This window comes from Bartonella tribocorum CIP 105476 (genome assembly GCF_000196435.1).
GTDB classification, from domain to species: Bacteria; Pseudomonadota; Alphaproteobacteria; order Rhizobiales; family Rhizobiaceae; genus Bartonella; species Bartonella tribocorum.
Genome location: NC_010161.1, coordinates 761,164 through 772,849 on the forward strand (window position 1 = coordinate 761,164; position 11,686 = coordinate 772,849).

11 protein-coding genes are annotated in these 11,686 nt (G+C 37.8%); 6 read left to right on the forward strand and 5 right to left on the reverse strand.

Annotation, left to right across the window (positions count from 1 at the left end):
* Window position 1: 1 nt before the first annotated feature.
* Window positions 2-1,033 (reverse strand): AAA family ATPase, encoded by a 1,032-nt coding sequence (locus BTR_RS03425; RefSeq protein WP_012231251.1) that lies wholly within the window; start codon window positions 1,031-1,033, stop codon window positions 2-4.
* A 239-nt stretch (window positions 1,034-1,272) separates the two neighbouring features.
* On the opposite strand from BTR_RS03425, the gene BTR_RS03430 reads away from it, so the two are divergent.
* Window positions 1,273-2,526, forward strand: a complete 1,254-nt coding sequence (locus BTR_RS03430) for a CCA tRNA nucleotidyltransferase (RefSeq protein ID WP_012231252.1) — start codon at window positions 1,273-1,275, stop codon at window positions 2,524-2,526.
* 695 nt (window positions 2,527-3,221) lie between these two features.
* On the opposite strand, the gene BTR_RS03435 is transcribed toward BTR_RS03430, so the two are convergent.
* The gene (locus tag BTR_RS03435) at window positions 3,222-3,698 is read right to left on the reverse strand and encodes a tRNA (cytidine(34)-2'-O)-methyltransferase (RefSeq protein ID WP_012231253.1); all 477 of its coding nucleotides are present in this window, start codon (window positions 3,696-3,698) and stop codon (window positions 3,222-3,224) included.
* A 576-nt stretch (window positions 3,699-4,274) separates the two neighbouring features.
* On the opposite strand from BTR_RS03435, the gene petA reads away from it, so the two are divergent.
* From petA to BTR_RS03455, 4 genes are all read left to right on the forward strand, one after another.
* Window positions 4,275-4,823: a ubiquinol-cytochrome c reductase iron-sulfur subunit gene (petA, locus tag BTR_RS03440; protein WP_012231254.1), complete on the forward strand. Its 549-nt coding sequence runs from the start codon at window positions 4,275-4,277 to the stop codon at window positions 4,821-4,823.
* Window positions 4,824-4,827: 4 nt separating this feature from the next.
* Window positions 4,828-6,084 carry a cytochrome b gene (locus tag BTR_RS03445; RefSeq protein ID WP_012231255.1) on the forward strand — a complete coding sequence of 419 codons (1,257 nt, stop codon included), beginning with the start codon at window positions 4,828-4,830 and terminating at the stop codon, window positions 6,082-6,084.
* Window positions 6,078-6,971, forward strand: a complete 894-nt coding sequence (locus BTR_RS03450; RefSeq protein WP_012231258.1) for a cytochrome c1 — start codon at window positions 6,078-6,080, stop codon at window positions 6,969-6,971. The genes BTR_RS03445 and BTR_RS03450 overlap by 7 nt, the downstream gene beginning before the upstream one ends.
* A gap of 110 nt (window positions 6,972-7,081) precedes the next feature.
* Window positions 7,082-7,522: a PRC-barrel domain-containing protein gene (locus BTR_RS03455; protein ID WP_012231259.1), complete on the forward strand. Its 441-nt coding sequence runs from the start codon at window positions 7,082-7,084 to the stop codon at window positions 7,520-7,522.
* 157 nt (window positions 7,523-7,679) lie between these two features.
* Here the strand turns inward: BTR_RS03455 and ychF are convergent, their stop codons facing one another.
* Window positions 7,680-8,783 (reverse strand): redox-regulated ATPase YchF, encoded by a 1,104-nt coding sequence (ychF, locus tag BTR_RS03460; RefSeq protein WP_012231260.1) that lies wholly within the window; start codon window positions 8,781-8,783, stop codon window positions 7,680-7,682.
* A 253-nt stretch (window positions 8,784-9,036) separates the two neighbouring features.
* Between ychF and BTR_RS03465 the strand changes: the two genes are divergently transcribed.
* Window positions 9,037-9,777: a L,D-transpeptidase gene (locus BTR_RS03465; RefSeq protein ID WP_012231261.1), complete on the forward strand. Its 741-nt coding sequence runs from the start codon at window positions 9,037-9,039 to the stop codon at window positions 9,775-9,777.
* Between the two features lie 403 nt (window positions 9,778-10,180).
* Here BTR_RS03465 and pth read toward each other — a convergent pair whose 3' ends face one another.
* Together pth and BTR_RS03475 are read right to left on the reverse strand one after the other, a co-directional pair.
* A complete protein-coding gene (gene pth, locus BTR_RS03470) occupies window positions 10,181-10,762 on the reverse strand; it encodes an aminoacyl-tRNA hydrolase (protein ID WP_012231262.1) in 582 nt (193 codons plus the stop codon).
* Window positions 10,763-10,828: 66 nt separating this feature from the next.
* Window positions 10,829-11,458 (reverse strand): 50S ribosomal protein L25/general stress protein Ctc, encoded by a 630-nt coding sequence (locus BTR_RS03475; RefSeq protein WP_012231263.1) that lies wholly within the window; start codon window positions 11,456-11,458, stop codon window positions 10,829-10,831.
* Window positions 11,459-11,686: the final 228 nt, after the last annotated feature.

Genomic DNA, 11,686 nt, shown 5'->3' on the forward strand with positions numbered 1-11,686 from the left:
TTTAAAGAGCATCTTTCACAAGGTTATTGATAATATCTTTTACGGTTATATCTTCAGCACGAGCAGAAAAATTAAGTGCCATGCGGTGTTGTAATACGGGATAGGCCAATGCTTCAACATCATCAAGTGAGGGGGCTAAACGCCCATAATAAAGAGCACGAGCGCGAACACAAAGTGAAAGGGCTTGTGCTGCGCGCGGTCCAGGTCCCCAAGAAACATAAGTATTGGCAAGACTATTGTCTTTATCAGGGCGGGCTGAGCGAACAATTTTTAAAATAGCTTCGATTACATTTTCTGAAAGAGGCATTTTGCGAACGATATTTTGAATTTTTTGCAATTTTTGGGCGGATAAAATTGCTTTTGCATTTGATTTTTTTTCTTGTGTTGTTTCTAAAATGATCCGCCGCTCTGTTGTAAGATCAGGATAGTCAATATTAATTTGCATCAAAAAGCGATCGAGTTGAGCTTCAGGAAGTGGATAGGTCCCTTCTTGTTCGAGGGGATTTTGCGTTGCAAGAACATGAAAAGGTTGTGGCAAATCATAACGGGTACCTGCAACGGTTACATGATATTCCTGCATAGCCTGTAAAAGAGCTGACTGCGTGCGCGGAGAAGCACGATTGATTTCATCGGCCATGAGAAGTTGCGTAAAAATAGGACCTTGGACGTAGCGAAAAGAACGTTTTCCCTCTTTATCTGAATCCATAATTTCAGAACCGATAATGTCCGATGGCATTAAGTCTGGGGTAAATTGAATACGTTTTTCATCAAGCCCTAAAACGGTTCCCAATGTTTCCACAAGACGTGTTTTTGCAAGCCCTGGAGCGCCGACAAGAAGAGCATGACCACCAGCAAAAATAGCCGTTAAAACATATTCAATGACATGACTTTGCCCAAAAATAACTTTGTCAATTTCTTGTTGTATAATATCTAATTCTTTGTGTGCTGCATCAATATCCTCAATAATGACTTGTGCCTCATGCTTGGTATTAACCTTTTTCACAGAATTAGATGCTGGATCACGGTGATTCATATTTTTTCCTTAAGGCGTTTGTCGCAAAAATAGTAATTTTCTCTGTATGATAACGGATATCTTATTGTTTGTAACAGAAAATAAGAAGTGTCATAAGCCTTTTTTTCATAATCGTATAGACGAAGAGAAAAGTTTTTCTGAAAGAAAAAGACAGGTTTTATAAGGGATGTTTTAAAAATTTTGTTTTATGAAGAGGGGTCTTGAAAACAATGAAGACAACTTTTTGGGAAGGTTAAAGGGTGAATATAAGACAGAACTTCAAACAGGTTGCATGGTTACAAAAAAGTGATATCCAGACACTTCTTCGTGTTTTATCTTTAGAGGGGGAAGAGGCGCGTATCGTGGGGGGAGCGGTGCGCAATCAACTATTAGGGCAACCTATTAGTGATATTGATATTGCGACAACCTGCTTACCGCAACAGATTATCACGCGTGTAGAAGAAGCTGGATTTAAAGCTATTCCTACAGGGATTGCGTTTGGTACAATCACAGTGGTTGCGCATTCATGTGCTTATGAGGTCACAACACTTCGCAGCGATATTGAAACAGATGGTCGTCATGCAAAAGTGGCTTTTGGTCGTGATTGGAAAAAAGATGCTGAACGGCGTGATTTTACGATAAATGCCCTTTATTGTGATGCTGCTGGCAACCTTTATGATGATGTGGGAGGTTTGAGCGATATTGAAAGCCAAACAGTTCGTTTTATCGGTGTTGCAGAAAATCGTATTAGCGAAGATTATTTGCGTATTTTACGTTTTTTTCGCTTTTTTGCATGGTATGGAGTGGGGCGACCGGATGGGGAAGGATTGAAGGCATGTGTTCGTTTAAAAGATGGTTTACAAAAACTTTCTTCTGAGCGTATTTGGGCAGAAATGAAAAAGCTTCTTTTGGCTTCTGATCCAACACGTGCTCTTTTATGGATGCGACAAAGCAGAATTTTGTCACTCATTTTTCCTGAAACAGAAAAATGGGGCATTGATGCAATTCACGCATTGGTGGAAACAGAACAGACACTTGGTTGGAAAGTTGATCCATTTTTACGGCTAGAAAGTCTTCTTCCTCCTGATCCTATACGTCTTCATAAAATGGCACAGCGCTTGCGTTTTTCCCATAAGGAAACAACACGATTAAAGGAATGGGCTGAGTTAGAAATAATAAGCCAAAATTGTTCTGATCATTTTGTGCAAAAACTGATTTATTTTCATGGGCGACAGCCGGTTTTAGATCAATTATCCTTATCTATCGCTGCATCACATGTCGATACTCTAGAAAAAGGGGATGCTTTGCAAAAAACAGAAGATTATCTCAAACTTTATCAGCTTGTTCAAAAATGGCAGATTCCAACTTTTCCCATTAATGGTAACGATTTAATAAAAAAAGGTTTTTCAAAAGGTATCCTTTTAGGAAAAAAGCTTAAAGAACTAGAAATGATATGGGTTGAAAGTGGATTTTTAATGGATCGTCATGCATTATTAGAAAAAATTGATTTATAATATAGGGGTATAAGGGGTGTAAAAGTACGGTTGTTTTTTTTAAAAATTAATATATTCATTTATAATAAGAATTTATCATTATTCATATGAAATAAGAGCGCCGAATATTGTGAGATTATCTTATTTCAAACTTGTTCATATAACATCAATAAAAATTATTGCTTTATGCGCTATACGCGAGGGAGGTCGTGTGAGGAAAAACGGTTATAGGAAGGAAGAATGCCTCTTATGAATCATAACAAAGTAAGGAGTGTTGCGAGATTTTGAACTGACAAAAAGAATAATAATAACGGTTTGTTCTTTGGGTGAGCATAAAGAGGGGGATGTCAAATGGTTCTTACTATGAGGGATATTTAATCATTCACAGGTGGTGATATGAAATGGATGTAATGAGCAATAGAATGGCACTTGCTGCTTTGTGAGAGAAGTGACTTTAATTAAAGAATTCTTCTTCTTTTATAGCGGTTTATTTGATCAGCCCTTGATTGTCGGGAAACGATAGGTCGTATGCTTTAACTGTTATTTATAGGATAGCTTATGCGCTTTTAGAGGCTTTATTTCAAAAGTATCGTTGAAAAGTATCTGCTTTTAAGATTTATAAAATTCTTGAAAGATGAGTTTTTTCTCCTTATTTGAGAACCAGAGTTCATACATTTTGATTATTCTATTAAAGCTTTGATAGAATTGTTGTGTTTTTATAGATTACAGTTTCCTTCATGATAACCAATTTGACGCAGGGCTTCCCCTGTTGTTATGGCTACACTCATGGCGAGATTGAGAGAGCGGGACTGTGGTTGCATGGGAATTTTCAATGTGTAATCGGCAGATTCATGGACGTAATCGGGGACACCAGCTGATTCACGACCAAAAAGTAAAACATCATTTTTTTGATAGCATATCTGCGTATAGCATGTTTTTGCTTTTGTACTTAAAAGCAACAGACGGCGGTTAAAGCGTTTCATGGAGCTTATAAAATGTTGCCAATCAATGTGTCGTTCTAAGGAAGCATATTCGAGATAATCCAATCCTGCACGTTTGAGATTACGATCTGACAGATTAAATCCTGCGGGTTCAATAATGTGCACATGTAAACCAAAACAAGCACTAAGACGTAAAATCGTTCCAGTATTACCAGCAATATCAGGTTGGAAAAGAGCTATATGAAGTGTCATGTTCTCTGTAATATGATTTTTTTCAACTTTGTAAAGAAGTGCTGTAATTGATTCGAAAAATATTTTTGAGAAATAATTTAGTTTTTATGCCCTTTAAGTTTAAGGGAAAAAGTTACGGATAAAGATTTGTTTGAGATAAGAGTAAATCTCTTGATTGATGATTTCCTTTGATTGAGCAATACATGAAATGAATTGGCTTATTATGGTGAAAAGTAGGATATTTAATGAGGTTGGATCATTCATTTTGACTGAGATGTGACCATAACAGGAAAGTTTTTTCTTTAAGAGTGTTTATTTACCTGTTCTCTCCATTTTTATCAGGGAAGAGAAGGGTTTTGATTGATTGAATAGGAACAGAGATTTGAAATACAAGAAACTTACGGTATTTGGGTTTCTTATTCACTCTGTAAAACGATAAATTATCATTAAACTCATTTTGTGCTAATCATGCAAATAACAGAAATTTTCTACAGGGATATTTTATGGGTTAAGACAATGGATTGATCAGTCATTGTACAAGGGGTGAGGCTATGATAAAAGAATATTTTTGAAAAGTGTCTCTTTGAAGTTAAGGTAATGGGTAAGCAGACGAGGCGGGATTTTCTGTTTTTGGTAACAGCTGTTGCAGGAGCAGTTGGCATGGGAGTTGTTACATGGCCTTTTATCCGTCAGTTGCGCCCAGATGAGGCTGTTTTGGCATCTTCTTCTGTTGAGGTTGACCTTTCTGGTATTGAAGAGGGGATGTCGGTAACGGTAAAGTGGCGAGGACAGCCTGTTGTTATTCGAAATCGTACGGCAAAAGAAATTTCTGATGCGCGCGCTGTGAATTTGAGTCTTCTAAAAGATCGTCAAGCTCGAAATCCTAATTTTGAAGGTGAAAAAGAAGCGACGGATTTTGCACGTTCAGCCGGCAAAGGGCGTGAAAATTGGCTTATTGTCATTAATCTTTGTACGCATTTAGGCTGTGTAACACTTGGGCAATCGGGTAAGTTTGGAGGGTGGTTGTGTCCGTGTCATGGATCTGTTTATGACACCGCTGGAAGAGTGCGCTCAGGTCCAGCGAACTATAATTTAGCTATTCCGCCCTACCAATTTCTTTCTGATACTTTACTCAAAATAGGATAAGTCCATGACAAGGTTTCCTCCTTATTGTCCTAAAAATGCTCTTGCCCGTTGGTTTGATAAGCGTTTTCCTCTTCCTCGTTTTTTTTATAATGCATTTGTGATTTTTCCTGTTCCGCGTAATCTTAATTACTTTTATACATTTGGCGGTATTTTAACCATTATGCTTTTAGCACAGCTCTTGACGGGTCTTGTCTTGGCGATGCATTATGTTCCAGATGTTTATTTGGCTTTTGAAACGGGTGAACGATTTCGGCGTGAGGGGCAGTTTGGGTGGCTTTTTCGTCCATGGCATAGTGTAGGCTCTTCGTTTTTTTTTATTGCTGTTTATATCCATTTGGCGCGCGGACTTTATTATGGTTCTTATAAAAATATGCGAGAAATGGTGTGGGTCACAGGGATTTTGATTTATATCATTATGATGGCAATTGCTTTTTTTGGTTATGTGCTTGTTTGGGGGATGATGTCTATTTCAGCCGCTTCAGTGATTGCAGGGCTTTTAAAAACGATACCTTTGGTGGGGGCATGGTTGCATGAGACACTTCTTGGTGGTTATGGCGTAGGACAACCAACATTGAATCGTTTTTATGTTTTCCATTATGTTTTATCATTTGTTTTGCTTCTTTTTGTAGGGCTTCATATTTGGGCAATTCACTGTGTGGGGCAAGGAAATCCAACGGGTCTTGCGATACAATCAGAGAAGGAAACGGTACCGTTTTCGCCTTATGCGCTTATCAAAGATATTTTTGCCATTACGGTTTTCCTGATCTTTTTTGCTTGGTTTTTATTTTATATGCCCGATTATATGGGGCAAGCCGAAAATTATAGCGTAGCTGATCCTTTAAAGGCACCGCTTCGTGTGGTTCCAGAATGGTATTTCTTGCCTTTTTATGCGATGCTGCGTGCTATAACTTTTGATATTGGTATTTTTTCTTCAACTTTTGTGGGCTTTGTTCTCTTCGTCAGTTCGATTTTCGTGTTAATGTTTGTTCCATGGTTAGATCGTTCTAAAATATGTTCAGCGAGATATCGACCTGTTTATAAAATTTTCTTTTGGGCCTTTGTTATTGATGTCGTTTTTCTTGGTTGGTTGGGGTCAAGGGAAATAAGTGACAGAATTCTTTTATGGACGCAATTGGCTACGGTTTATTATTTTATATTCTTTTTGGTTATTTTGCCGATTTTGCCTAGGTTTGAAAAAAGCCGTTCTCTTCCTTCTTCAATTATGCAAGATTTGAAACAGAAGAAAAAGAGACTATGGTAAATGTTTTTGTCAGACTGGTTGTTATTATTGCTATGAGCTTTTCTGCGCAGAGTTTGGCGAGTAATATCTCTGATCGATCTGATCAAGAGGAAGAATTTATTTCTTTTCCTTTACAGATTCCTAAAAAACAAGAATGGAGTTTTTCAGGGCCATTTGGGTTTTATGATAAGGCGCAATTGCGGCGTGGGTTAAAGGTTTATAAACAAGTTTGTTCCAGCTGCCATGGGCTAAAATATGTGGCTTTTCGCCATTTAAAAGCTCTTGGATATGATCAAGAACAGATTAAAGCTTTGGCAGGGCAATATGAAGTGCGTGATGGCCCCAATCGAGAAGGAAAAATTTTTAAACGTGCTGGGGTTTCAACGGATTATTTTCCTTCTCCCTTTATGAACGAAGAAGAAGCAAAGTTTGTTTTGAATGGTTCTTATCCTCCAGATTTATCATTGATAGCACGTGCACGTAGTGTATCTTTACCGTTTCCTGCTTTAATTACTGATATATTGACTCATTATGATACGGCGGGTCCAGATTATATTACAGCTCTTTTAACAGGATATCAGGAAGCACCAAAGAAGATAGAAATTGTAGATGGTTATTGGTATAATCCTTATTTTATTGCCAGTCATTCTTTAACCATGGCGCCTCCTTTGCATGATGATATGATTGCTTATGAAGATGGAACTCCCCAAACCGTTGAGCATTATGCGCGTGATGTTGCTGCTTTTTTGATGTGGGCTGCCGATCCTCATATGGAGATTCGTAAAAAAACAGGTTTTCGTGTTATTTTATTTTTAATCATTTTTGCAGGGCTTGTTTATATTTTAAAAAATCGTATTTGGTTTGGTTTAGAGGAAGAAACAAAAGAGGAAATAAAGAGAAAAGGATAAATTGACTGCTTTTGAAAGAGTAGAGAGTATAAAGAGCATAAGGAACAAATCTGTTTATAATGCATTGAGGTTTTATAAAGTAAAAGCAAAGTAAAAACGGAGATGTTAAAATGAAAAAAATTGCATGTACTACTCTTATGTCAATTTTGATGATTTCTAGTACTTATGCTCAGTCTTTTGAAGTGCCTTCTAAACCTGAAATAATTTCTTCGACGGGTATTGTACAGGTAGGGATCGATAAGTCTGTGCGTTATGTGACACCTTTAGCAACGGATTTTGTTGCTTCCAGCCTTATAGGCGCCAATGTTTATAATATAGAAGATGAAAATATTGGTGAAGTAAAGGATATTATTCTACGTGAAAATAATATTGTAGGGTTTGTGATTGCTGTTGGCGGTTTCCTTGGCATAGGGGAGAGTTATGTGGTCGTTTCTCCAGAAACAATTCAGATGACAAATGATTATGGTAAGTGGAAACTTATTACAAATGCAACAAAGGATTCTTTGAAGAACGCTCCAACATTTAAATACGAAGGACGTTGGATACGCTAATTTGATATTTCCATTCTTTAATGGGTGAAACTGTTGCTGTCATAATAATATGATCGCAACAGTTTTTTGTTCAAGAGAGCTTTGGGAGTGTTTGCAACAATCTTCCATGGATTTATTACAGGATCTTCAAGATAAAATATTAAGGGAGAGTGAAGATTTAAGTATTATGTTTAAATAATATGATATCGCCATCTTGCACAATGTATTCTTTTCCTTCATCGCGAGCTTTGCCAGCTTCTTTTGCACCGCTTTCTCCCCCCAAAGCAATATAGTCATCGTAGCTGATGGTTTGAGCACGAATGAAGCCGCGCTCAAAATCTGAGTGAATAACGCCAGCGGCTTGGGGAGCTTTTGTACCATGTGGAATTGTCCATGCTCGTGTTTCTTTAGGTCCACAGGTGAAATAAGTAATGAGATTAAGTAAATGGTAACCAGCGCGAATAAGGCGATTTAAACTTGGTTCAAAGAGTCCTAGAGCATCGAGATATTCTGATGCTTCAGCATCACTCAATTGTGTGATTTCCGCTTCGATAGAAGCAGAAATGATAATGCTTTGCGCATTTTGCTCTATTGCCATTTTTTCTACTGTTTGGGTAAAGCTATTTCCATGAGCGGCGTCATTTTCGCTTACGTTACAAACATAAAGTACAGGCTTTGAAGTTAAAAGATTCAAATTTTTAAGAACGCAGTGTTCATCGGAAGAGATATCGTTGAGTAATAAACGGACAGGATTTCCTTGTTGCAGGATATTTAATGCTTTTTCCATAACGGGTAGAATTGTGAGAGCTTCTTTGTCTTTTCCCGTTGCTCGTTTACGAATTTGTACGATTCGTCTCTCAAGACTTTCTAGATCCGCAAGCATGAGTTCAGTTTCAACTGTTGTCGCATCACAAACAGGATCAATACGTCCTTCTACGTGAGTAATATCTTCGTTTTGAAAACAGCGTAAAACGTGGACAATAGCATCGACTTCGCGAATATTGGCTAAAAATTTGTTCCCTAAACCTTCACCTTTTGAAGCACCTCGTACAAGCCCCGCAATATCAACGAAATTAATACGTGTAGGAATAATTTCTTTTGAACCTGCAATCGATGCAATTTTTTCCATTCGTAAATCTGGAACAGCAACTTCACCGGTATTGGGTTCAATGGTACAAAAAGGATAATTGGCAGCCTGTGCAGTGGCTGTTTTGGTTAATGCATTAAAAAGAGTTGATTTCCCAACATTAGGTAATCCGACAATACCGCATTTAAAGCCCATGAGAGTCTTTCTTTTCTATTGATTTATGGCTTTTCTATTGATTTATGGTCAAGATAAAGCTTCTTTTCTATAGCATATTTTCAAAAGAGTCATAGTCTTTGTGTTGAGATAAACGAGAAAAAAGTCTACAGTGGCAAATAATCTGCTTTTTTATCTTAATAATTAAGAAAACTTCGAGTTAATGTTAATAGTGTGCTAAGTTTTTCATGGTACGCAAATCTACATAAATAATTAACTCGGAGAAAATAGAAGAGTGTTATCTCGTTGTGCCTTTTTAATTGCAGCACTTTTAGCTTTAGCTGGATGTGCTACACATCAGTCAGATATGTCATCGGCTTCTTTTCAACAAGCTCGATACATTCCACCAGAAATACAGGCTTTGTATGGTCCTGTAACCGATGAGACTTATCAGTTACCTGCTGTTGATCTTGCGACAATTGATCCAAAATATTGGCGACAAGAAGTTATTTATTATACATCTTATCCCCCTGGAACATTGGTTATCGATACGCAAGAATGTTTTCTTTACCTTATTGGTGAAAATGGAAAAGCTTTGCGTTATGGGATTGGGGTCGGTAAAGAAGGCCTAGCATTTGAAGGTGAGGGGGTTGTACAGCGCAAGCGTCGGTGGCCAAATTGGGCTCCTACTGCAGCAATGATGACTCGAGAACCAGAACGTTATGGTCATTTGGGGAAAGGAATGCCACCAGGACCTGATAATCCATTGGGTGCGCGCGCGCTTTATCTTTTCAAAAATGGGAAAGATACACTTTTCCGTATTCATGGTTCACATGAATCGTGGTCAATTGGGCGTGCTATATCAAGCGGGTGTATCCGTTTACTCAATCAAGATATCATTGATCTTTATGATCGTGTTCCCGTTGGTTCGCGTGTCGTGGTATTGCAAAACAATAGGAGTATGCCTACAGTTTACAGCCAACAAACTAATGGCTACGATCCACTACAATCAACCATTCAGCCAGATGATTTTTAATTCTAGGGAGAAGATTGGAGAGAGCCATTTGAGTATTTTGGTTTGCTATTCAATCTTCTCTTTCTTCAAAAAGAGAGTATAGCTCTCTCTTTTTCAAAAGGTATGTACAAATATCATTATGCTATTTGCCAGCTTTTTATGTTGTCCCAACAGGCTTTGCCTTTGAGAAGACTTATAGTAGGAATTTTTCTTTCTTTTTTCAAGAGTTTATCCGTATAACCGTTCAACTTTTGAGGTGTAAGCCAATGGTTTTGATTATTTCGTTATCAATAGATTTGAAATGAACCTTATGATATTGGGCGTTTTTATTCAGCTTACAAAACAATTAATTTTATAAATCAATATGTTATATAAAACTTCTATAGAGAAGAGTTGATTTTTTGCCGATGAGAGAAATAAGCGATTAGAGTAAGTTCTTGTTTTTTATTGTCTGTGAAACTTCATTCATAAAGAGAGATTTGTCACCTTTTATGAGGAGAGCAATATTTTTTGCAAGTGCATCTAAGAGAGGGGATAACCATTCTTGATCAAATTTGGTAAAATTTCCTAAAACATGCTGATGAACAAGTTCTTTGCTTCCAGGATGACCAATTCCTATACGTATACGACAATAGTCAGTACCACAATGAGCATCGATAGACTTAATACCATTATGCCCATTATTTCCTCCTCCGATTTTTATACGAACTCTTCCCGGAGATAGGTCTAACTCATCATAAATGATGATCAAGTTCTTCAAATCTAATTTATAAAATCGCAAAGCTTCGCCAATAGCTTGACCAGAGAGATTCATGAAAGTTTGCGGTTTTATAAGAAAAACTTTCTCATTATTGATGAAACCATTGGAGATTTCTGCTTGAAACTTCTTCGACCATGGAGAAAAAGAAAAGGACTGATAAACAGCATCAACAGCCATAAAACCGATATTATGGCGGTTATTTCGATATTGTGAACCAGGATTGCCAAGACCAGCAATAAGCCACATGTGTACCTTTAGTCGAAGTGAGAGGGGGCATAAATTAAGGCGGGAAAAATTCCCGCCTGTTGAGTTTTATGAAGTTTGCGTCTCGCCTTCATCCTTTTCTTGTTCAGAAGTTTCATCACTGACATCCAAGCTAGCAGGAGCTGCAATGGTTGCAATGGTAAAGTCTCGATCTTGGATAATGGGTGTCACATCTTTTGGCAGTTGCACAGCTGAAATGTGAATAGAATCGCCAATAGAATAGCTGGAGAGATCAATTTCAATGGCTTCAGGAATAGCATTGGCTGGAGCCGTACATTCAATTTCGTGGCGAACAATATTGAGGACACCACCCTTTTTAAGTCCAGGTGCTGTATCTTCATTGAGGAAGTGGACAGGAATATTCACTTCTACAACGGATTTTGCTGAAATGCGTAAGAAATCGACGTGCAAGGGAAAGTCACGCACAGGATCTAATTGATAATCTTTTGGCAAGACCATAATTTTTTGCTTGTCGAGAACAATTGTTGCAATGGTGGTACGAAAGCCACCAGCATGGATTTTGTAGAAAATTTCTTTATAGGGAACTGTTATTGCCAAAGGAGGTTGTTTTTCACCATAAATGACAGCAGGAATAAGACCGTTGCGGCGAAGTTCACGGGAGGACCCCTTACCAACCCGCTCGCGTTTTTCGGCCTTAAGAGTGTAGCTTTTACTCATAATTTAAGTCCTTTTTACATGATTGGAGATCCTTCAAAAACAATAAAAGTTTTTGCATGGATATGAAGATATACGCTGATAAGCAGCGATTGCTCCATTCTACGTTGCCTCCAAGGGTGTCTACGTAGAAGTTTGTTCTATAATTCAAACTATTCATAGATGCAAGAGTTGTGGGAAAAATCGATGATTTCTACCGTTAAAAAGGAGGAAATGTTACAAATCGCGGTA